Annotated in this window: 20 protein-coding genes; 11 read left to right on the forward strand and 9 right to left on the reverse strand. The window is 69.3% G+C overall.

Features of this window, described 5'->3' with window-relative positions:
• Window positions 1–7: 7 nt before the first annotated feature.
• Window positions 8–1,318, forward strand: a complete 1,311-nt coding sequence (locus HQ308_RS06110; RefSeq protein WP_222645907.1) for an aspartate aminotransferase family protein — start codon at window positions 8–10, stop codon at window positions 1,316–1,318.
• Here the strand turns inward: HQ308_RS06110 and HQ308_RS06115 are convergent.
• Window positions 1,315–2,688 carry an FAD-binding oxidoreductase gene (locus HQ308_RS06115; protein WP_204868670.1) on the reverse strand — a complete coding sequence of 458 codons (1,374 nt, stop codon included), beginning with the start codon at window positions 2,686–2,688 and terminating at the stop codon, window positions 1,315–1,317. The genes HQ308_RS06110 and HQ308_RS06115 overlap by 4 nt on opposite strands.
• Before the next feature lie 271 nt (window positions 2,689–2,959).
• Here HQ308_RS06115 and HQ308_RS06120 point away from each other — a divergent pair, with 271 nt between their 5' ends.
• A complete protein-coding gene (locus tag HQ308_RS06120) occupies window positions 2,960–3,340 on the forward strand; it encodes a hypothetical protein (protein ID WP_231476246.1) in 381 nt (126 codons plus the stop codon).
• Between the two features lie 3 nt (window positions 3,341–3,343).
• On the opposite strand, the gene HQ308_RS06125 is transcribed toward HQ308_RS06120, so the two are convergent.
• On the reverse strand, window positions 3,344–3,979 hold the full coding sequence (locus tag HQ308_RS06125) for a Type 1 glutamine amidotransferase-like domain-containing protein (protein WP_222645909.1): 636 nt from the start codon (window positions 3,977–3,979) through the stop codon (window positions 3,344–3,346).
• A 60-nt stretch (window positions 3,980–4,039) separates the two neighbouring features.
• Here HQ308_RS06125 and dhaL point away from each other — a divergent pair, with 60 nt between their 5' ends.
• The gene (dhaL, locus tag HQ308_RS06130; protein ID WP_222645911.1) at window positions 4,040–5,695 is read left to right on the forward strand and encodes a dihydroxyacetone kinase subunit DhaL; all 1,656 of its coding nucleotides are present in this window, start codon (window positions 4,040–4,042) and stop codon (window positions 5,693–5,695) included.
• A 16-nt stretch (window positions 5,696–5,711) separates the two neighbouring features.
• Here dhaL and HQ308_RS06135 read toward each other — a convergent pair whose 3' ends face one another.
• Both HQ308_RS06135 and HQ308_RS06140 read right to left on the reverse strand, forming a co-directional pair.
• Window positions 5,712–6,131, reverse strand: a complete 420-nt coding sequence (locus HQ308_RS06135; protein ID WP_027504969.1) for an HIT family protein — start codon at window positions 6,129–6,131, stop codon at window positions 5,712–5,714.
• Window positions 6,128–6,922, reverse strand: coding sequence for an NAD-dependent deacylase (locus HQ308_RS06140; RefSeq protein WP_222645913.1), 795 nt, complete (start codon window positions 6,920–6,922; stop codon window positions 6,128–6,130). The genes HQ308_RS06135 and HQ308_RS06140 overlap by 4 nt, the downstream gene beginning before the upstream one ends.
• A 246-nt stretch (window positions 6,923–7,168) precedes the next feature.
• Here HQ308_RS06140 and HQ308_RS06145 point away from each other — a divergent pair, with 246 nt between their 5' ends.
• From HQ308_RS06145 to HQ308_RS06155, 3 genes are read left to right on the forward strand one after another with little or no spacing between them, the layout of a single operon-like run.
• Window positions 7,169–8,293, forward strand: coding sequence for an NAD(P) transhydrogenase subunit alpha (locus HQ308_RS06145; protein WP_261775823.1), 1,125 nt, complete (start codon window positions 7,169–7,171; stop codon window positions 8,291–8,293).
• Window positions 8,293–8,634, forward strand: coding sequence for an NAD(P) transhydrogenase subunit alpha (locus HQ308_RS06150; RefSeq protein ID WP_056448442.1), 342 nt, complete (start codon window positions 8,293–8,295; stop codon window positions 8,632–8,634). The genes HQ308_RS06145 and HQ308_RS06150 overlap by 1 nt, the downstream gene beginning before the upstream one ends.
• Window positions 8,634–10,076: an NAD(P)(+) transhydrogenase (Re/Si-specific) subunit beta gene (locus HQ308_RS06155; protein WP_222645915.1), complete on the forward strand. Its 1,443-nt coding sequence runs from the start codon at window positions 8,634–8,636 to the stop codon at window positions 10,074–10,076. Before HQ308_RS06150 ends, HQ308_RS06155 begins: the two co-directional genes overlap by 1 nt.
• 28 nt (window positions 10,077–10,104) lie before the next feature.
• Here HQ308_RS06155 and HQ308_RS06160 read toward each other — a convergent pair whose 3' ends face one another.
• The 3 genes from HQ308_RS06160 to pdhA form a co-directional block, all read right to left on the reverse strand.
• The gene (locus HQ308_RS06160; RefSeq protein WP_056448448.1) at window positions 10,105–10,758 is read right to left on the reverse strand and encodes a hypothetical protein; all 654 of its coding nucleotides are present in this window, start codon (window positions 10,756–10,758) and stop codon (window positions 10,105–10,107) included.
• 69 nt (window positions 10,759–10,827) lie between these two features.
• Window positions 10,828–11,856, reverse strand: coding sequence for an alpha-ketoacid dehydrogenase subunit beta (locus HQ308_RS06165; protein ID WP_222645917.1), 1,029 nt, complete (start codon window positions 11,854–11,856; stop codon window positions 10,828–10,830).
• Window positions 11,853–12,932, reverse strand: coding sequence for a pyruvate dehydrogenase (acetyl-transferring) E1 component subunit alpha (gene pdhA / locus HQ308_RS06170; protein WP_222645919.1), 1,080 nt, complete (start codon window positions 12,930–12,932; stop codon window positions 11,853–11,855). Before pdhA ends, HQ308_RS06165 begins: the two co-directional genes overlap by 4 nt.
• Window positions 12,933–13,191: 259 nt before the next feature.
• Here pdhA and HQ308_RS06175 point away from each other — a divergent pair, with 259 nt between their 5' ends.
• The 4 genes from HQ308_RS06175 to HQ308_RS06190 all read left to right on the forward strand — a co-directional run bounded on the left by HQ308_RS06175 (window position 13,192) and on the right by HQ308_RS06190 (window position 17,843).
• On the forward strand, window positions 13,192–14,676 hold the full coding sequence (locus tag HQ308_RS06175; RefSeq protein WP_222639171.1) for a cryptochrome/photolyase family protein: 1,485 nt from the start codon (window positions 13,192–13,194) through the stop codon (window positions 14,674–14,676).
• A 71-nt stretch (window positions 14,677–14,747) separates the two neighbouring features.
• Entirely contained in the window at window positions 14,748–15,575 is an 828-nt protein-coding gene (locus HQ308_RS06180; protein ID WP_027507259.1) for an SDR family oxidoreductase, read from the forward strand.
• Between the two features lies 1 nt (window position 15,576).
• On the forward strand, window positions 15,577–16,794 hold the full coding sequence (locus tag HQ308_RS06185; RefSeq protein WP_222632738.1) for an acyl-CoA dehydrogenase family protein: 1,218 nt from the start codon (window positions 15,577–15,579) through the stop codon (window positions 16,792–16,794).
• A gap of 47 nt (window positions 16,795–16,841) precedes the next feature.
• On the forward strand, window positions 16,842–17,843 hold the full coding sequence (locus tag HQ308_RS06190; protein ID WP_222645976.1) for a phosphotransferase family protein: 1,002 nt from the start codon (window positions 16,842–16,844) through the stop codon (window positions 17,841–17,843).
• A 70-nt stretch (window positions 17,844–17,913) separates the two neighbouring features.
• Here the strand turns inward: HQ308_RS06190 and HQ308_RS06195 are convergent, their stop codons facing one another.
• Both HQ308_RS06195 and HQ308_RS06200 read right to left on the reverse strand, forming a co-directional pair.
• Window positions 17,914–19,089 (reverse strand): benzoate/H(+) symporter BenE family transporter, encoded by a 1,176-nt coding sequence (locus HQ308_RS06195; RefSeq protein WP_222639172.1) that lies wholly within the window; start codon window positions 19,087–19,089, stop codon window positions 17,914–17,916.
• Complete coding sequence (locus HQ308_RS06200; protein WP_027507255.1) at window positions 19,086–19,526, reverse strand: thioesterase family protein; 441 nt, start codon at window positions 19,524–19,526, stop codon at window positions 19,086–19,088. The genes HQ308_RS06195 and HQ308_RS06200 overlap by 4 nt, the downstream gene beginning before the upstream one ends.
• Window positions 19,527–19,684: 158 nt before the next feature.
• Here HQ308_RS06200 and HQ308_RS06205 point away from each other — a divergent pair, with 158 nt between their 5' ends.
• Complete coding sequence (locus HQ308_RS06205) at window positions 19,685–20,428, forward strand: GntR family transcriptional regulator (RefSeq protein ID WP_027507254.1); 744 nt, start codon at window positions 19,685–19,687, stop codon at window positions 20,426–20,428.
• Window positions 20,429–20,464: the final 36 nt, after the last annotated feature.

The following is a 20,464-nucleotide window of genomic DNA, read 5'->3' on the forward strand; positions in this document are numbered from 1 at the left end:
GTGGTACATGACCGACCATGTCTTCTATTCCTGGTCCGCCCAGGCGGAGCTGAACCCGGTCACCATCACCGGGGCGTCCGGGTCCTACTTCTGGGACGACCAGGGCAGGAAGTACCTCGACTTCTCCTCGCAGCTGGTCAACGTCAACATCGGACACCAGCACCCCGACATCGTGGCGGCGATCGTCGAGCAGGCCGGTGTGCTCACCACCATCTCCCCGACGGTCGCGAACGACAAGCGCAGCGAACTCGCTCGACTGATCGCCGAGCGCGCTCCCGGTGACCTGAACCGGGTCTTCTTCACCACGGGCGGGGCCGAGGCCGTCGAGCACGCCGTGCGGTTCGCTCGCCAGCACACCGGGCGGACCAAGATGCTGGCCGCGTACCGGTCGTACCACGGCGGCACCGGTGTGGCCATCGGTCTGACGGGAGAGCCGCGCCGGTGGGGAACCGAGCCGACCAACGTCGACGTCGTCCGGTTCTTCGGGCCGTATCCCTATCGGTCACCGTGGAATTCGACCGGCCCCGAGGAGGAGACGGCCGCGGCGCTGGCCCACCTCGAGATGGTCATCACGCTGGAGGGACCGCAGAACATCGCGGGGCTCATTCTCGAGTCGGTGGTCGGCACCAACGGCGTGCTGGTCCCGCCGCCGGGATATCTGGCCGGTGTCCGCGAACTCTGCACTCGCTACGGCATCGTGTACATCGCCGACGAGGTGATGGTGGGCTTCGGCCGGACCGGGCACTGGTTCGCGTGCCAGGCGTGGGGCGTCGAGCCCGATCTGATCACGTTCGCGAAGGGTGTGAACTCCGGCTACGTCCCGCTCGGCGGAGTGGTGATCTCCGAAGAGATCGCGCAGCGGTACGACCACACGCCGTATCCGGGAGGTCTGACCTACTCGGGACACGTGCTCGGCTGCGCCGCCGGTATCGCGTCGATCCGGGTGTTCGAGCGCGACGACATCCTGGGCCACGTCCGCGCCGTGGGGGAAGGCGTCCTCGGGCCGGGGCTCACCAAGCTGGGTGAGGCGCATCCGAGCGTGGGTGACGTGCGGGGCATGGGGTTCTTCTGGGCCGTCGAACTGGTGACGGACAAGGGCACCCGCGAGCCGCTGACACCGTTCAACGCCACCGGCGCCGCCGCAGCTCCCATGGCGGCCGTCACGAAGGCGGCCAAGGAGCGCGGGCTGTGGCCGTTCGTGGCGGGCAATCGGCTGCAGATCGCGCCGCCGCTCGTCACGACGGAGGAGGACATCCGTCGCGGACTCGAGATCCTCGACGAGGTGCTCGAGGTCGCCGACGGGTACACCCGGAACTAGAGCACGGCACCGGGATTCAGGATGCCCGCGGGATCGAGGGCGTGCTTGATGCGCCGGGTCAGCTCCATGACGTCCTCGCCCACCTGATCCGGCAACCACGCCTTCTTGAGCCGGCCGACACCGTGTTCCCCGGTGATGGTGCCGCCCAACGAGATCGCGAGCGTCATGATCTCGCCGAATGCCTGGTGCGCACGCTCCTCCATGTCCGCGTCCTCGGGGTCGAACACGATCAGCGGGTGCGTGTTCCCGTCGCCCGCATGGGCGATGACGGCGACGACGACGCCGCGGGCATCGGCGATCTTCGCGATTCCCTGCACCAGGTCCGCGAGTGCGGGCAGCGGAACTCCGACGTCCTCGAGCAGGAGGGATCCGGTGCGTTCGACGGCGGGGATGGCGAAGCGCCGGGCCGCGGCGAACGCTTCGCCCTCGTCGGGATCGTCGGTCACGAACACCTCGTCGGCGCCGGCGGCCGTGCACGCCGCGGCCATGGTCTCGGTCTCCTCGGTACGGTGCGCGCCGGGTGAGTCGGAGCGGGCGATGAGCATCGCGGCCGCCGTGCGGTCGAGGCCCATCTTCATGGCGTCCTCCACGGCGTTGATCGACGTGGAGTCCATGAACTCGAGCATGGCGGGCCGCAGCGAGCGGGTGATCGCCAGAATGGCGTCGGTCGCGTCGGACAGGCGGGTGAAGGTGGCCACGACCGTGCTCGCGGGTGGTTGAGCCGGGATCAGTCGCAGCGTCACCTCGGTGATGATGCCGAGGACGCCTTCGCTGCCGACGAAGAGTTTGGTCAGCGACAGGCCGGCCGAGTCCTTCAGACGCGGGCCGCCCAGGTTCACGACGGTGCCGTCGGCGAGGACCACCTCGAGACCGAGGATGTAGTCCGTGGTCACCCCGTACTTGACGCAGCACAGGCCGCCGGCGTTGGTGGCGGCGTTGCCGCCGATCGAACACATCTCGAACGACGACGGATCCGGTGGGTACCACAGGCCGTGTTCGGCCGCAGCGGCCTTGACCTCGACGTTGAGCAGACCGGGTTGGACCACGGCCGTCCGCGTCACCGGGTCGACGGTGACGGCGCGCATCGCCTCGGTCGTCAGCACGATGCCGCCGTCGACGGCGGTCGCACCACCGGACAGACCGGATCCCGCGCCGCGCGGCACCACCGGGACGGAATGCTCGGTGGCCCAGAGCATGACGGCGCGGACGTCGGCCGTGCTGGTGGCGCGCACGACGGCGAGCGGAGTGCCGGCGTTCGGATCACGGGCCCAGTCCTGGCGATAGCCGGCGGTGATGTCCGGATCGGTCACCACGATGGCGGCTCCGACCGCGTCTGTCAGGGACGTCACGAGATCGTCGATGATGCTCACCTTCCTCGACCGGCGGGTCCTACGTCTCGACGCTACCCCCAGCCCTGCCCGTGACCTCGCCGGAATGACGAGACACTGTGCGGGACAGTGGGAGACCGCGTCGAACGGTGGCCGGGTCGACGTCCGGCCGATGTTCACATCAGTCACACGAGCAACTCTGTTACCAGATCGTGCCCCGATGGGTGCCGACAAGAGCACGTCGGAGGATTAGCGTCCGGATGACGGAGATCGGCACGTGGGCCGAGACCGAGGGGGCGAGAAGGAGGCACTCATGGCACCGTCACACGACATCACACGGTCGGCATCTGCACCATCGACGACAGCGTCGCGCAGACCGACGAAGAACACCCCGTTCGAGTGCGCGGCGGCGCTGTTCTCCTACGACTTCGTCTCCGGCGGCGTCGACTACGACACCCTCGAGTCGCTCCATCGTGGCGAGGTGACCGAGTGGACGTCGGCGCTACGACGCTCGGGACTGTTCACCGATGCCGAGATGGACGCTCTCGCCGCCCAGTGGTCCGAACGTCCGGGCCTGCTGCTCGATGCGTTGCTCCGTGACGCCGACGAGATGACCGTGCGGCGTTGCCGGCTCGCGTGGTCGGCGATGGACCGGCTCGCGCCGTTCCAGATGCCCATCGCGCACAGCGGCTGACAGTCAGATCACCGCGGCATCGCCGCCGTCGACGACGTAGACCTGGTCGTCGGTGAGCGTGCGGTACGGCGTTCCCGCCGCGTCGCACGCCGTGGCCATCGCGGCCGACGCTCCGTCGGGATCCAGAGTGTCCGACGCCCAGTGCGGCACGAGCACGTCGTCGATGATCCCCAGGCCGGTCCACAGCACGTCCTCGCCCGTGGTCGGCTCCACCTCGCCAGGCGGGTCGGCGTACTCCACGCCCCGCAGCGTCGGACCCAGGACGCAGGCTCCGGCGCTGTACCCGCCGTACACGAGGGAATCCTCCGCAAGTAGTCGAGCGATCGCCTCGTCTGCACCGGACGAGGCCATCCTGCGCCGGAGCACGAAGGTGTTCCCACCGCGGACCCACACGGCGGGGAAGGCGGCCAGGACGTCGTGCGCCGTGCTCGGCATCAACTCGCGCAGGTCGACCTCGACAGGGAGGAAACCCGCCGAGCGCAGGAGGGTGAACTCACTGGTGACCGCGGACGCGCGCGCGGCGTCGGGCCAGGAGTCCGCCGCGTTGGCGATGACGGCGATGCGGCCGGGTGGTCCGGTGAGTTCGAGGAACCGGTCACGGGCGAGCCCGAATCGGTAGGACGCGAGGAACAGGCGCATGGCGGGAGCGTAGGTCAGTACGCACGCGTCGGGTGTGCAGACGTGGTTAGTGTCGGGTGCATGTCGCTGCACAAGATGATCGATGATCCGTCCCGCGTCATCGTCGACGCCTGCCGCGCCGCCGCCCGGCGCAGCGCCGACCTCCGCTTCGTCGAACGGCCCGGATACTTCACGCGCCGCGAGCGCACGACGGACGGGCGCGTGGCCGTGATGTCGGGCGGTGGTTCCGGCCACGAACCGCTCCACTCCGGCTTCGTCGGCGCCGGGATGTTGGACGCGGCGGTGCCGGGGTCTGTGTTCACGAGCCCGAACGCGCTGCAGATCGAGGCGGCGACGCGGGCCGTCGAGGCCGGCGCCGGCGTGATCCACGTGGTCAAGAACTACACCGGCGACGTCATCAACTTCCGCATCGCGGCCGATCTGTGTGCTGCCGACGGCATCACGGTCGAGACGGTGCTCGTGGCCGACGACGTCGCGTCCGAGAGCGAGGACGGGCCCGGCCGACGCGGAACCGCCGCGACGGTGGCCGTCGAGAAGATCTGCGGCGCCGCCGCTGCTCGCGGCGACGACCTCGCCTCCGTCGCCGCGCTGGGGCGGCGGGTCGCCGAGGGCGCTCGCAGCATGGCGGTGGCCTTCCGTCCGTGCACGGTTCCGGGCGCGTCGTCCCCGTCCTTCGAGCTCGGCGACGACGAGGTCGAACTCGGTGTCGGTATCCACGGCGAGCGCGGCACCGCGCGCGTCGCGACGCTCACCGCCACCGAGATCGCCGAGGCGCTGCTCGGACCCGTGGCCGATTCGCTGGGACTGTCCGGCGGCGAGGACGTCGTGCTCATCGTCAACGGACTCGGCGCGACCCATCCGCTCGAACTCGACATCGTCTTCGGTGCCGCGCTGCGGTATCTCGAGGGGCGCGGCATCACCGTCCGACGCACGCTCGTCGGGAGCCTCGTGACGGCGTTCGACATGGCGGGGGTGTCGTTGACCGCCGTCCGCTGCGACGACGAGATCCTCGGTTTGTGGGACGCCCCGACCGAGGCGCCCGCGTGGCCCCGCTCGCCGGCGCAGGACCTGCACGACGACGCCGTGGACGACACGGACGCGGCAGCGGCGTCGGAGCTTCCCGGCGGCGCGGCCGACCCGTTCGTCACCACCTGGGTCTCGTCGTTCGTCGAGCGTGTCCGGTCGTCGATCGACGAGCTCACCGACCTCGATCGCCGAGCCGGTGACGGCGACTTCGGAGTCAACATGGAGATCGGTCTGGCCGACTTCGCGGTGGACGAGAGTGCCTCGCCCGCAGCGGTGTTCGAGATCCTGGCTCGTGGATTCCTCGGCAATGCGGGCGGAACGTCCGGCGCTCTCTTCGGTGCGTTCTTCCACCGGGTCTCGGTCGCCCTCGACGGTCCCGGGGCGAGCACCGCGAGCATCGCCGCGGGAGTGGCCGACGGACTGGCCGCCATCACCGATCTCGGCGGTGCGCAGCCGGGGGACAAGACCATGGTGGACGCGCTGGACCCGGCGTCACGAGCTCTGGGGGACGCCGGATCGGTCGAGCTCTCGGCGGCCCTCGCCGCGGCCGCCGAGGCTGCGACGCGCGGTGCCGAGTCCACGACGGACACCGTCGCCCAGCGTGGCCGCGCCAGCTACATCGGCGACGCGGCGCGCGGCGTCATCGACCCCGGTGCTCTCGTGGTCTCCTGGTTCTTCGCCGCCGCCTGAGCGGCTGCATCGGACCTCAGGAGGCGAGTGCGGCCCGAATTGCCCGGGCGGTCGCCTCGGGCTCGCTCTGACGCCGCGTGATCATGCCGGCGACGAAGCGGATGCGATCGCCGTGGTGGCGAGGTACGACATGCAGGTGCGAGTGGAACACGGTCTGGAAGGCGGCGCGTCCGTCGTTCATGGCGAGGTTGACCCCGTCCGCCGCCAGGGTGCTGCGGCGCATCGCGCCGGCCAGGGCCTGGCCGGCGGCGAAGACCTGCCCACCCACGACCGGGTCGAGTGTCTCGAGCCCCGAGGAGTGCACCTTGGGAACCACCAGGGTGTGCCCGCGGGTGACGGGCCGGATGTCGAGGAACGCGAGCACCGAGTCGGTCTCGTGGACGATCGTCGCGGGGGCGCGGCGGGCGACGATGTCGCAGAACACGCACTCGGTCATCGCTGCTGCTCCGTGACGGCGGCGACGAGTGCAGGCAGGGAGTCGGCCGCGGTCGCCCGCCAGACGTGGTGGGCCATGTCGGAGACCGCGGTCTCGTCCGGGTTGATCTCGATGACGACGGCGCCCGCGCTGCGAGCCTGAGCGGGAAGCCCCGCGAAGGGGTAGACCACGCCGGACGTTCCCACGACCAGGACGGCGTCGGCGGCCTCGACGGACGCCGCGACCGCTGCCCACTCCACTTCCGGGAGCGGCTCGCCGAACCACACGACACCGGGGCGGACCGGACTCCCGCAGAGACCGCACGCAGGCGGCGCGATGCGTTCCGCGCCGTCCTCGACGTCGTCGACCGGTCCCTCGAAAGGCTCCTCGCAGATCGAGCACCGCACGGCGGCCAGCGTGCCGTGGACGTGGGCCAGCACGGTGGACCCGGCGCGCTCGTGCAGGTCGTCGACGTTCTGCGTAGCGATCTCGACGGTCTGCTGCGGTGCGGACCTCTGCCACTGCGCGAGGGCCACATGACCGGCGTTCGGGCTCGAGGCGGCCACGAGCTGCGCTCGTCGGCGGTACCAGGCCCACACCAGATCCGGATCGCGGACGAACGCGTCGGGGCTGGCCAGCTCCTCCGGGGAGTACCGCTCCCACAGCCCGGTCTGCGCGTCGCGGAACGTCGGCACGCCCGACTGCGCGGACATCCCGGCCCCGGTGAGCACGGCGACGCGGGACGCGGACCGGACGGCCTCCAGCACGGGCTGCGGAACGTCGGATGCGGGGTCGGCACTGTCGGTGGTCATGAAGCGAGTGTGCCAAGTCGCACCGACACACTCGGTCCGTTATGACCTCCGCCTCACATTCGACCTCGACGCTCGTTATGTCTGTGTCGTGCGTTACCTTGCGGTGGGCCCACCCGGCCGACTCCAGGACCTCTCACGCGGGCGAACATGAGCCACCGTCGACGAGGTCGTTCTCGGAACCGACGACAGTCGGCGGCAGTGCAGCTCCGCGGGACGCGGACGTGCCGCCATTCACAGGAAGTACAGCTGGTGGAAGATTCTCGAGAAGCAGGGACGCTGGTCGGCGTCGTGCGTGAGACGAACGAGGGGGAGCGCCGGGTGGCGCTGGTCCCCAAGGTGGTCGCCGCGCTGACGGGCAAGGGTGTGCGCGTGGTGGTGGAGGCGGGTGCCGGTCTGGGCGCTCTGATCCCCGATCAGCTGTACGTCGACGCCGGTGCGAGCATCGGCGATCCGTACAGCGCCGACGTGGTGGTCAAGGTGGCGCCGCCGTCGTCGGCCGAGGTGCGCAAGCTGCGCCGCGGATCGACGCTCATCGGCTTCCTCGCGCCGCGCAACGCGGACACGATCATTCCGGAGTTGACCGCCGCGGGCGTGCAGGCCTTCGCGGTGGAAGCAATCCCGCGGATTTCTCGCGCGCAGGTCATGGACGCGTTGTCCTCGCAGGCCAACGTCGCCGGCTACAAGGCGGTGCTGCTCGCGGCGTCGGAGTCGACGCGGTTCTTCCCGATGCTCACCACCGCGGCGGGCACCGTGAAGCCGGCGACGGTGCTGGTACTCGGTGTGGGTGTGGCGGGGCTGCAGGCGTTGGCGACGGCGAAGCGTCTCGGTGGCCGCGCCACCGGGTACGACGTGCGTCCCGAGGTCGCCGATCAGGTGCGGTCGGTCGGCGCGCAGTGGCTGGATCTGGGGATCGACGCCGCCGGTGAGGGCGGCTACGCCCGTGAGCTCACCGAGGACGAGCGTGCCCAGCAGCAGGCGGCGCTGGAGAAGGCGATCTCGACGTTCGACGTCGTCATCACCACCGCTCTGGTGCCGGGTCGTCCGGCGCCGAAGTTGGTCACCGCGGCGGCTGCCGCGGGGATGCGACCGGGCAGTGTCGTGGTGGACCTCGCGGGGGAGACCGGTGGCAACTGCGAGCTCACCGAGCCGGGTCGCACGGTGGTGAAGAACGACGTCATCATCGCCTCGCCGCTGAATCTGCCGGCGACGATGCCCGAGCACGCGAGTGAGCTGTACTCGAAGAACATCTCGGCACTGATCGAACTGATGCTCGACGATGCCGGTGCCCTCGCCCCCGATTTCACCGACGAGGTCCTCGCGAAGTCGTGCGTGACGCGCACGGCCGACACCACCGTGAAGGCGGACGCCTGATGTACACACCGTTGCTCGCGAACATCGCGATCCTGGTCCTGGCCGGGTTCGTCGGTTTCGCTGTCATCTCCAAGGTGCCGAACACGCTGCACACGCCGCTGATGTCGGGTACCAACGCCATCCACGGCATCGTCGTGCTCGGCGCCCTCATCGTGTTGGGCAGGTTGCCGGAGGACGCGCCGTGGGGTGTGCGGATCATCGCGTTCGTCGCGTTGATCTTCGGCACGCTCAACGTCGTCGGTGGGTTCCTGGTGACCGACCGCATGCTCGGCATGTTCAAGGGCAAGAAGGCGCCCGCTGCTGTGTCGACCGCAACCGGCGAGAAGGGTGCTGATTCCTGATGAACAATCTTGTCAACATTCTCTACATCGTCGCGTTCGCGATGTTCATCTACGGTCTGATGGGTCTGACCGGTCCGAAGACGGCGGTGCGCGGCAACTGGATCGCCGCTGTCGGTATGGGTATCGCCGTGGTGGCGACTCTGATCGAGGTCCGTGACACGGCGGCGATCAACTGGATCCTCATCGCCGCCGGTCTGGCCATCGGTGTCCTGCTGGGTGTCCCGCCGGCCAAGCGCACGAAGATGACGGCGATGCCGCAGCTGGTGGCGCTGTTCAACGGCGTGGGCGGCGGCACGGTCGCGTTGATCGCCTGGTCGGAGTTCATCGAGACCGACGGGTTCTCCGCGTTCCAGCACGGTGAAGAGCCGACGGTGCACATCGTCATCGGGTCACTGTTCGCGGCGGTCATCGGCTCGGTGTCGTTCTGGGGTTCGCTGGTGGCGTTCCTGAAGCTGCAGGAGCTGCTGAACAAGAAGGTCGAGAAGGCGTTCGTGAAGAACGCCCGCATCTTCCAGCTCACCAACATCGTGTTGCTGCTCCTCGCGGTGGCGGTGTCGGTCTACATCGGTCTGCGCGCCACCCCGGGGGAGGGCACCTCGCAGTGGTGGATCGTGCTGGTGCTCGTCGCGGCGGCGCTGATGGGCCTGTTCGTGGTGTTCCCGATCGGCGGCGCGGACATGCCGGTGGTGATCTCGCTGCTGAACGCGTTGACGGGTCTGTCGGCTGCGGCGGCGGGGTTGGCGCTGAACAACACCGCGATGATCGTGGCGGGCATGATCGTCGGCGCGTCCGGCACCATCCTCACGAATCTGATGGCGACGGCAATGAACCGGTCGATTCCGGCGATTGTGTTCGGGTCCTTCGGTGGCGGCGGCGCGTCCGCGATCGGTGGCCCGGACGATGCCGGCGGCACGGTGAAGTCCACCTCGGCGGCCGACGCGGCGATCCAGATGGCGTACGCCTCGCAGGTCATCGTGGTGCCCGGCTACGGTCTCGCGGTCGCCCAGGCCCAGCACGCGGTCAAGGACATGGCGTCGATCCTCGAGTCCAAGGGCGTGGAGGTGAAGTACGCGATCCATCCGGTGGCCGGGCGCATGCCGGGTCATATGAACGTATTGCTCGCCGAGGCGGACGTGGAGTACGAGGCGATGAAGGAGATGGACGACATCAACGGGGAGTTCTCCCGCACCGATGTCACCCTCGTCATCGGCGCGAACGACGTCACCAACCCGGCGGCGCGCAACGATCCGAGTTCGCCGATCCACGGGATGCCGATCCTGAACGTGGACGAGTCGCGGTCGGTGATCGTGCTCAAGCGGTCGATGAGCTCCGGGTACGCAGGTATCGACAATCCGCTGTTCACGGCGGACCGCACGTCGATGCTCTTCGGCGACGCGAAGAAATCCGTCAACGCCGTCATCGAGGAACTCAAAGCCCTCTAGGTGTACCCGGCCCTGATGCCCCGCCCGCTCACCGGCGGCGGAGCATCAGGGCCGCGGTGTCGAGAGGGTTCTTCGCCTCGCGGGCAGCGGCGACGGGGGAGTGCGCCATGACGACACCGGCGGCGCCCCACCACATCCCGGTCACCAGCAGCGCCCCGACGATGCCGATGCCTGTCGCACCCGCGGTGACCACGGCGGCGAGGGCCACGCCGGCGACTAGGGCCGAGCCCAGCCCCAGGACGACGGGACGCAGCCGACCGGGCACGACGAGCGCACCCGACGCGATCACCGAGGATGCTGCGACCACGCGGCCGTCGGGAAGTGCCGACGTCGCGATGTGATCGGACAGCCATGCCGACCCGGCTGCGGCGGTCAGGGTCGACCCGAGGCACAGCATGAGGATCGCGCCGATGCCGTACGGCAACTTGCGCACCACCGCGACCACCGTCAGCGCGGCGACCACCACCAGCACGGTCGTCACGTCGATGACGTCGAGCACCGTGTCGGCCGGGGCGTACAGGGCCTCGAGCGCGACCGACGCCGGTGGGTAGCGCACGCCCAGCAGCGGCAGGACGGCGTAGAGCACGACCAGTGCCGCCGCAGACACGCCTGTCAGTGCCCACCACCGAGGGGTGGTGCGTCGGGCGCGAAGCGCGATCTGTTGCGTCGTCGTGGTACTCACGGGTCCCCATGATGGCGCACGAGGCTGGCAGAATCCTGTGACCCGGCGCAGTGATTCCCGTGCGGCGCGTCAGCCTGCGAGAACCGTGTCGACTCCCGTGAGAATCCGATCGACGTCCGGGAGGTGGTGCCGCTCGAGGCGTGCCGGCGGGTACGGAACGTGGAAGCCCGTGACCCGCTGGACGGGTGCCTCCAGCGAGTAGAAGCACTCCTGCGACACCTGGGCCGCCACCTCCGCCGCGATGCCGAGGTAGCCCGTGTCCTCGTGCACGACGACGAGGCGCCCGGTCCGACGCACGGACCGACAGACCGTGTCGGTGTCCAGCGGCGACAACGACCGGAGGTCGATCACCTCGAGGCTGTGGCCCTCCTGCGCGGCGACGTCGGCGGCCTTCAGTGCGGTCTGCGCCATCGACCCGTAGGCCACCACTGTCGCGTCGGTACCGGTGCGGCACACGCGAGCGGCGTCCAGCGGCAGATCGGGCGCATCGGTGGCCCATTCGCCCTTGTCCCAGTACCGACGCTTGGGCTCGAGGAAGACGACGGGGTCCTCCGAGTGCACGGCCTGCTGGATCATCCAGTAGGCGTCGTGAGGCGTGCTCGGGCTGACCACCCGCAAGCCGGCCGTATGGGCGAAGTACGCCTCGGGAGATTCCGAATGGTGTTCGACGGCTCCGATGCCACCACCGAACGGGATGCGGATGACCATCGGGGCGCCGATGCGACCGGCGGTGCGGTACCGGATCTTGGCCACCTGGGACACGATCTGGTCGAAGGCCGGATAGACGAACCCGTCGAACTGGATCTCGACGACGGGGCGGTAGCCGCGCAGCGCCATGCCGAACGCGGTGCCCACCATGCCGGACTCGGCGAGGGGCATGTCGAGCACGCGCTGATCGCCGAAGTCCTTCTGCAGTCTGTCGGTCACGCGGAACACACCGCCGAGCTTGCCGATGTCGAGGCCCATCAGCACGACCTTGTCGTCGGCTTCGAGGGAGGCACGGAGACCTGCATTGATCGCACCACCGAGGGTGCCCTTGACGTGGAGATCGGACGACGCGGTGGTCGCGCCGGCGCGGGAGAGGGTTCCGGTGGTCATCGCAGTGTCTCCTTCTGGCGGTCCACCACAGCGTGGGGTTCGGCGTAGACGTGGTCGAGCAGGGTGGACGACTCCGGATCGGCGGCGGAGATCGTGGCGGAGCGGAGCCGGGCGGCGACGTCGTCGGCGGTCGCGGCGATGTCCTCGCGCACGGACGGAGTCAGGGCGCCCTCGCGGGTGAGCAGTCTGTCGAGGCGGTCCAACGGATCGCGCGCCGCCCACACGTCGCGCTCGGCGTCGGCGCGGTACCGCGTCGGATCGTCGGACGTGGTGTGCGGGCCCATGCGGTAGGTCATGGCTTCGATGAACGTGGGGCCTCCGCCGGTGCGGGCGCGGTGCGCGGCGGCACGGGTGACGGCGAGGACGGCGACGGCATCGTTGCCGTCGACCCGCAGGGCGGGCATGCCGAAGCCGGCGGCGCGGGAGGCGAGCGGCAGCGGACTCTGCAGCGCGACGGGCTCGCTGATGGCCCAGTGGTTGTTCTGGCAGAAGAAGACGACGCCGGCCCCGAAGGAGACCGAGAACGACAACGCCTCCGAGATGTCGCCCTCGCTCGTGGCGCCGTCACCGAAGTAAGCGACCGTGGCGATCTCGGCACCGTCGAGTCGCGCCGCCATGGCGTATCCGGTGGCATGCAGACCCTGCGCTCCGACGATGATCGCCGGGTTGGTGATGTTGTACTCGTCCGGATCCCAGCCGGAGTGTGCGGTGCCGCGCCACAGTGCGGTGAGCTTCTCCACCGGCACGCCTCGGCAGTACGCCACCGCGTGCTCGCGGTAACTCGTGAAGATGTAGTCGTCCGCGGTGACGGCGTGAGCCGAGCCCACCTGGGCTGCTTCCTGACCCAGCAGCGGTGCCCACAGTCCCAGCTCACCTTGGCGCTGCAGCGCGGTCGCCTCGGTGTCGATGCGGCGAGCGACCACCATGTCGCGGTACATGTCGAGCATGTGAGCGGCATCGACGTCGGCGACGAGTCGCCAGTGCTCGGGGTCGTGCACTCGCCGGCCGTCGGGCTGGACGAGCTGCACGGGATGCGCGATGCGATCGCCCCGCGGTGATGTGTCCGATCGGGTCATGGATTCCTCTCCGCCGGTGCGCGGACCTCGTCGTGAGAGGAGGGCGCACAGTGTGGACGAACCGGGTGTGGCTCACCTCACAGCATGCTCGCCTGACCGCATTGCGCAAGTGATGCGGACGAGAGTGAGCAACTCGCTCGGCGATTGCCTCCCCGACACGCACAGAACGAGCAGGATGGGCATCGGGCGACGGTGTCGGACGGTCACGCGTAGCGGTTCCCGGCCGGTTGGCTCCGCGGAGGACGGGGAACAGCAGAGCATGTCCTCTCCGGCTCCGCTCTGGGTGTTCGCCGATCAACTCGGCCCCCACGTCCACTCGTCCGAGGAGATGGTGGACCGCGACGTCGTCATCATCGAGTCGGCGCGCGCGTTGGGCCGTCGACGGGGTCATCGGCAGAAGGCGCATCTGTTGCTCAGCGGCATGCGGCACCTCGCGGACGAACTCGGCGACCGTGCCACGTACATCCGAGCCGACACCTACCGCGAGGGCCTCGCCCGCGTCGGGCGCCCGGTCGTCGTGCACGAACCGACGTCGCGGCGTGCGGAGGCCTTCGTCCGTCGGCTGGCCGACGAGGGTCTGGTCGAGGAGATCGTGCCGACTCCGACGTTCGCCCTGTCCCGTGCGGACTTCGCCGAGTGGGCGGGCGGCAAGAAGTCGTTCCTGATGGAGAACTTCTACCGAGAGCAGCGCCGCCGGTTCGACATCCTGATGGACGGCGAGAACCCGGTGAGCGGCACCTGGAACCTCGACGCGGAGAACAGGGAGAAGCCGCCCAAGAAGCGGACGACACTCGGTGTTCCCGAACCGTGGTGGCCGGAGGAGGACGACATCGACGCCGGTGTGCGCGCGGATCTCGACGCCATGGACGTCGACTGGTCCGGCGAGGACGGACCGCGTCTCTTCGCCGTCACCGCAGCTGAGGCGGCGTCGGCGCTGAAGACCTTCGTGGCCACCCGTCTCGCCACGTTCGGTCCCTACGAGGACGCCGTGATGGCGGCGGACTGGACCATGTCGCACTCGCTGCTGTCGGTGCCGTTCAACCTCGGTGTGCTGCACCCGTTGGACGCGGCGCGCGCCGCCGAGCAGGCCTACCGGGACGGGACGGCACCGCTGGCGAGCGTCGAGGGGTTCGTACGCCAGATCCTCGGGTGGCGCGAGTACGTGTGGCACCTCTACTGGCATCTGGGCGAGGACTACATGCGCACGAACGCGCTCGACGCCGACACCCCGCTGCCCGGATGGTTCCAGACCCTCGACGCGGAGGAGGTCACCGCAGCGTGCCTGTCCGACGCCCTCGCCGGCGTGCACGATCGCGGGTGGGTGCACCACATCCCGCGCCTGATGATCCTGGGAAACCATGCGCTGCAACGGGGGTACGACCCGCGGGCGCTCACCCGGTGGTTCACCGAGCACTTCGTCGACGGGTACGAGTGGGTCATGCCCGTCAACGTCTTCGGCATGAGTCAGCACGCCGACGGGGGAGTGATCGCGACCAAGCCCTACACGTCCGGCGGCGCGTACATCGACCGCATGACCGACCACTGCAAGGGCTGCGCGTTCGACCCCAAGAAGCGGGTCGGGGAGGACGCGTGTCCGTTCACGGCGGGGTACTGGGCGTTCACGCACAAGCACCGCGAGCGGCTGGCGAAGAACATGCGCACGCGCCGAGCAGTCAGTTCGATGGAGCGGCTCGGCGACATCGACGAGATCGTCGAGCAGGAGCGGCACCGGACCTCTTTCTGAACTCGAGGTCGACCTCGAGTTCGTTGACCCTGAAAGCCCGTCACCCACTGCGCATGCCTACTATCTGAATGATGCGGGTCACAGACAAGGTCGCCATCGTCACGGGAGGTGGCGCCGGTATCGGCGCCGCCCTCGCCACTGCACTGGTCGAGGCCGGGAACTCGGTCCTGGTCGCCGATCTCGACGGGGCGGCCGCCGATGCGGTCGCCGCGCGACTGGGGGAGCGGTGCATCGCCGTCGGCGGCGACGTCGCCGACGACGCGGTGATCGCCCAGATGATCGAGCGGGTCGAGGAGGCGTTCGGGCCACTCGACATCTACATCGCCAATGCCGGGACGACGGCAGGGATGGGGCTCGACAGCACCGACGCCGCCTGGGACACCGCGCTGTCGGTCAACGTCCTCGCCCATGTGCGCGCTGCACGCGTGGTGATCCCGCGATGGATCGAGCGCGGAACGCACGGCTACTTCCTGTCCACCGCGTCCGCGGCGGGCCTGCTCACCCAGATCGGATCGGCCACCTACTCGGTGTCCAAGCACGCCGCCGTCGGCTTCGCCGAATGGTTGTCGGTCACCTACGGCGACAAGGGCATCGCGGTGAGCTGCCTGTGCCCGATGGGCGTCAACACGGCGCTCCTGAACTCGGGCTTCGACAGTGACGCCGAGGGTGCCTCGGTGGCGGCCTCCGCCGTGACCGGCGCCGGCACCGTCCTCGAACCGGAGGACGTCGCTCGCATCGTCCTCGAGGCGATGGAGACCGAGAAGTTCCTCGTTCTCCCGCACCCCGAGGTGCTCACGTTCTACTCGCACAAGAGTGCCGACTACGACCGGTGGATCGCCGGGATGCGTCGGTACCGAACATCTCTCGAGACGGCCGCACGGCCAGGACAGGATCGCTGACATGGATTTCGCGTACTCGGATCGGTGCAAGGACTACCAGCAGCGCCTGCTGGCGTTCATGGACGAGAAGGTCTATCCGGCGGAGGCGGTCTACGCCCAGCAGATCCTGGAGTCCGGTGATCCGCACTTCCAGCCGCCGATCCTCGAAGAACTCAAGGCCGACGCCAAGTCTCGCGGGCTCTGGAACCTCTTCCACCCGGATCCCGCCTACGGCCCCGGTCTGACCAACGCCGAGTACGCACCGCTCGCGGAGATCATGGGCCGCAGCCCCGCGATCGCGCCCGAGGCCTGCAACTGCGCCGCACCGGACACCGGCAACATGGAGGTGTTCACCCGCTTCGGCACGGACGAGCACAAGGAGAAGTGGCTCGCCCCGTTGCTCGAGGGCACCATCCGCTCGGCCTTCGCCATGACGGAGCCCGATGTCGCCAGCTCCGACGCGACAAACATCGCGATGTCCATGGTGGCCGACGGCGAGGACTGGATCCTGAACGGCCGCAAGTGGTGGACCTCGAACGCCCTGCACCAGAACTGCAAGGTGCTGATCGTCATGGGCAAGACCGCGCCCGAGGCGTCGACGTACGAACAGCAGTCGATGATGGTCGTGCCGATCGACGCGCCGGGCGTCACCGTCCTGCGCGGACTGCCCGTGTTCGGGTACCAGGACCGCGAGGGTCACGCCGAGGTCCTGTTCGAGAACGTCCGCGTCCCCGGCAAGGACGTGCTCGCCGGACCGGGTGCCGGCTTCATGATCGGCCAGGCACGTCTCGGCCCCGGCCGAATCCACCACTGCATGCGTGCGATCGGAATGGCCGAGCGCGCACTGGAACTCATGTGTGACCGTGCGTCGTCCCGCGTGGCGTTCGGCAAGCCGATCGCGGCGCAGGCCAACATCCAGGACTGGATCGCCGAAGCCCGCATCGACATCGAGATGGCGCGCCTGCTCACGCTGAAGGCCGCCTGGATGATGGACGAGTTCAGCAACAAGGAAGCGCGCGTGGAGATCGCGGCCATCAAGGTCGCCGCGCCCGCGATGGCCCTCAAGATCGTCGACCGCGCCATCCAGGTCCACGGCGGCGGCGGTGTCTCCGACGACTTCCCGCTCGCCAGCATGTACGCCCACCTGCGGACCCTGCGTCTCGCCGACGGTCCGGACGAGGTGCACAAGCGGACCATCGCACGCACCGAGCTCGCGCCGTACCGCAAGGTCGACAAGTGAGCACCGGAACGACGCCGGGCCTCGACGACGGTGCGGTGACGGCGTGGATGGAGAGCCTCGACATCGGGGTCTCGGGGCCACTCACCTTCGAGCGCATCGGTAACGGGCAGTCGAATCTGACCTTCGCGGTGACCGACGCCGCGGGCAGCAACTGGGTCCTGCGGCGTCCGCCGCTGGGCACGTTGCTGGCGTCGGCACACGACGTCGCTCGCGAGTACCGCATCCTGTCGGCGTTGCAGCACACCGCCGTTCCGGTGCCGACGACGATCGCGCTGACGGACGATCCGTCGGTCACCGATGCGCCGCTCGTCCTGATGAGTCACGTCGACGGGTTGGTGATCGACAGCCCCACCGTCGCGGAGACGCTGTCGCAGGAGCGTCGACGGGCCATCGGGGAGGCGATGCCCGCCACGCTCGGGAAGATCCACGCCGTGGATCTGGAGAGCACCGGCCTGGTGGATCTCGCCAGCCACAAGCCCTATGCCGCACGCCAACTGAAGCGGTGGTCGGCTCAGTGGGAGCAGTCGAAGACGCGGGACGTCCCGGACATCGAACGCCTGGCCACCGCGCTCGCAAATTCGGCTCCGGAGCAGACCGAGGTCTCGTTGGTGCACGGCGACTTCCATCTGAGCAACATCATCACCAGCGGAGCCGGTGAGGGAAGTGTCGACGACGCGATCGTCGCGGTGGTCGACTGGGAGCTGTGCACGCTGGGCGACCCGCTCGCGGACGTCGGTGCGCTGCTGGCCTACTGGTCGGAGGCCGACGACGACAACGCGGGCATGTTCATGTCCTCCACGTTGCCGGGCTTCCCGACGAGGAACGAGCTGGTCGAGCTCTATGCCGCCGCCACCGGCCGCGACGTCTCCGCGGTGGGGTACTGGCACGCCCTCGCGCTGTGGAAGCTGTCCGTCATCGCCGAGGGCGTCATGCGCCGGGCCATCGACGACGAGCGCAACCGGGCACGCGACGGTTCTCCGACGACGGATCTGGTGGACGGCATCATCGGCCGCGCCGTCGCCACGGCGGAGGAGGCCGGGATCCTCTGAGTGGGCTCCGCCCCCGTGCGCCTTTCGCGTACCCCTGGATACGCGAAAGGCGCACGAGGAGCGCCGGTCCTCAGGCGCGTCGGGTGAGGCCCAGTCGGACGACGAGACCGAGCACGAGCGCCCAGAAGGCCGAGCCGATCCCCGCGATCGCCACACCCGAGGCGGCGACGACGAACGTGATGGCCGCCGGCACCCGGTCCGCCTCGGTGCTCAACGCGGCGGCCAGCGATGCCGCGAGGGTGGCCAGCAACGCCAGTCCCGCAACGGTTTCCACGATGCCGGCCGGCGCGAGGGCGACGAGGGTCGCCAGCGCCGCCGAGGCGAGCGCGAGGGCCAGGTAGGACGCCCCGGCAGCCACCGCCGCGATCCACCGACGATCCTTGTCCGGGTGCGCGTCCGGGGCGGCCGCGAGCGCTGCGCTGATGGCAGCGAGGTTGACGGCGTGAACGCCGGCGGGTGCGGTGATCGCTGTGCCGACACCGGTGACGGTCATCGAGGCTCGCCACGGTACCGCGTAGCCGAAGGAGGCCATGACGGCCGTTCCCGGGATGTTCTGCGACGCCATCGTCACGATGTAGAGCGGCAGCGCGATGCCGATCAGCGCCTGCCACGTCCAGGTGGGTGCGACGAGGTCGAGGCTCGGGAGCAGCGATCGGGCGCCGATCTCGGTGTCGCCCGTCGTGAGCGAGATGCCGATGACCACTGCGGCGACGGCGAAGGCCGCCGGTACCGCCCAGCGCGGGGAGAAGCGCAGCAGCACGACCCATGTGACGACGACGGGGGCGACCGCCGCGGGATTGTCCGCGAGGGCCCGCACGGGTTCGAGACACAATGGCAGGATGACGCCGGCGAGCATCGCCTGTGCCAACGACACCGGGATCGCCGCGATGACGCGGCCGAGGCCGGACCACACTCCGGTGAGCACGATTGCGATGCCCACGGTCACGAACGCTCCCACGGCCGCCGGCCATCCGCCGACCACCGCTCCGGTACCCGCGAGCAACGCGGCACCGGGTGTGGACCAGGCCAGTGTGATCGGGATGCGGTAGCGCAGTGCCAGACCGGTGATTCCGAAGGCCATGACGAGAGACATGGCGAACAGTCCGGACGCGGCTTGGGACTCGCTCGCCCCCACCGAGCGCAGGCCCGTGAGGACCACGGCGAACGAACTGGTGAAGCCGACGAGCGCCGTGACCACACCCGCGCCGATCGGCACGGCGAGGGACACCCGGCCGGGGGCTGTCACTGTCCGAGTGCCTCGACGACCGCGCGGATCTCGTCGGGGACCGGTGTCGGGCGGCGGGTCTCGGCGTCGACGTAGACGTGCACGAACCGTCCCGCCGCCGCCGGGGTCAGGTTTTCGCCGTCCACCCGGAAGATGCTCAGTGCGTACACGATCGAGGTGTTGCCGAGTCTCTCGACGGCGATACCCACCTGCAGATCGTCGGGAAAGCTCAGTTGGCTGAGGAACCTGCAGGACGTCTCGGCCACCACGCCGATGGCCGGGAGTGTGCGGATGTCGAGGCCGGTGCTCTGCATGAGCCACCCGTTCACCGCGGTGTCGAAGTACGAGTAGTACGTGACGTTGTTGACGTGCCCGTAGTGGTCGTTGTCCTCCCAGCGGGTGGCGACTGGCCACAGGACGGGGCAGTCGGCTGCGGACGGGACGGTGCTCTCGGTCATGCGGGTGAGGATTCCATCCCCGTGCGCCTTTCGCGTATCCCAGGGTGCGCAAAAGGCGCACGGGGCGAAGCCACGGTAGTAAGTTGGACGGGACCAGTCCGTACCGCTCGCGCCACAGATCGCTCCGGTCGCGCCGATTCTCGGGAGTACACGCCGTGGTGATGCCCGTCCACCTTCGCGACAGTGCCGTACCCAAGCACGAGCAGCTCCGCGCGATCCTGTTGCACCGGTGCACCAAGGAACTCCAGCCCGGCGATCTGATGCCGAGCGAACGGCGCCTCATGGAGGACTACGGGGTCAGCCGGATCACCGTGCGCGAGGCCATCGGTCAGCTCGTCAACGAGGGGCACCTGGTGCGGGTGCGCGGCAAGGGCACGTTCGTCGCCAGTCGGCCCGTCCAGTCGAGGCTCCACCTGGCGTCGTTCTCGGAGGAGATGCGCGCGCAGGGTCTCGAACCCACCACGGTCGTTCTCTTCGCGCGGCTCGAGGATCCGTCGGTGGCCACCATCCGTGCGCTGGACATCGCCGCGGGCGGCAAGGCGTACCACATCAAGCGGCTGCGGCTGGCGGACGGAGAGCCCGTCAGCGTCGACGACGGGTGGTACGACGCCGCCGTGCTGCCGGGCCTGGTCGAACTCGATCTGAGCAAGTCCATCTACGACGCGGTGTCCTCCCACTACGGGCAGACCATCGATCGCGCCGAGCAGACGGTCAGCGCGACGGCGGCCGACAACGACACCGCGACGCTGCTGGGGACGAAGCGTGGGGCGCCGGTGCTGTACTTCGACCGGGTGTCGTTCAGCGGTGACCGGCCGATCGAACACACGGAGAGCTGGTACCGCTGCGATCGGTATCAGCTCACGATGGAGGTCCAGGGCGGGCGGCGGCCACAGCGTCGCTGACGTCCACAGCCGACAGCGTCGCCGACGCCGTTCGCT

Origin of the sequence: Rhodococcus sp. BP-241 (assembly GCF_019836145.1) — a bacterium.
Lineage (GTDB): Bacteria > Actinomycetota > Actinomycetes > Mycobacteriales > Mycobacteriaceae > Rhodococcoides.

Coding starts and splice junctions, on each gene's coding strand:
- HQ308_RS06190 (WP_222645976.1), top strand. CDS start 16,842: ATGGAGAGCCTCGACATCGGGGTCTCGGGGCCACTCACCTTCGAGCGC.
- HQ308_RS06180 (WP_027507259.1), top strand. CDS start 14,748: ATGCGGGTCACAGACAAGGTCGCCATCGTCACGGGAGGTGGCGCCGGT.
- pdhA (WP_222645919.1), bottom strand. CDS start 12,932: ATGACCCGATCGGACACATCACCGCGGGGCGATCGCATCGCGCATCCC.
- dhaL (WP_222645911.1), top strand. CDS start 4,040: ATGTCGCTGCACAAGATGATCGATGATCCGTCCCGCGTCATCGTCGAC.
- HQ308_RS06140 (WP_222645913.1), bottom strand. CDS start 6,922: ATGACCACCGACAGTGCCGACCCCGCATCCGACGTTCCGCAGCCCGTG.
- HQ308_RS06175 (WP_222639171.1), top strand. CDS start 13,192: ATGTCCTCTCCGGCTCCGCTCTGGGTGTTCGCCGATCAACTCGGCCCC.
- HQ308_RS06200 (WP_027507255.1), bottom strand. CDS start 19,526: ATGACCGAGAGCACCGTCCCGTCCGCAGCCGACTGCCCCGTCCTGTGG.
- HQ308_RS06125 (WP_222645909.1), bottom strand. CDS start 3,979: ATGCGCCTGTTCCTCGCGTCCTACCGATTCGGGCTCGCCCGTGACCGG.
- HQ308_RS06120 (WP_231476246.1), top strand. CDS start 2,960: ATGGCACCGTCACACGACATCACACGGTCGGCATCTGCACCATCGACG.
- HQ308_RS06135 (WP_027504969.1), bottom strand. CDS start 6,131: ATGACCGAGTGCGTGTTCTGCGACATCGTCGCCCGCCGCGCCCCCGCG.
- HQ308_RS06110 (WP_222645907.1), top strand. CDS start 8: ATGACCGACCATGTCTTCTATTCCTGGTCCGCCCAGGCGGAGCTGAAC.
- HQ308_RS06150 (WP_056448442.1), top strand. CDS start 8,293: ATGTACACACCGTTGCTCGCGAACATCGCGATCCTGGTCCTGGCCGGG.
- HQ308_RS06155 (WP_222645915.1), top strand. CDS start 8,634: ATGAACAATCTTGTCAACATTCTCTACATCGTCGCGTTCGCGATGTTC.
- HQ308_RS06165 (WP_222645917.1), bottom strand. CDS start 11,856: ATGACCACCGGAACCCTCTCCCGCGCCGGCGCGACCACCGCGTCGTCC.
- HQ308_RS06185 (WP_222632738.1), top strand. CDS start 15,577: ATGGATTTCGCGTACTCGGATCGGTGCAAGGACTACCAGCAGCGCCTG.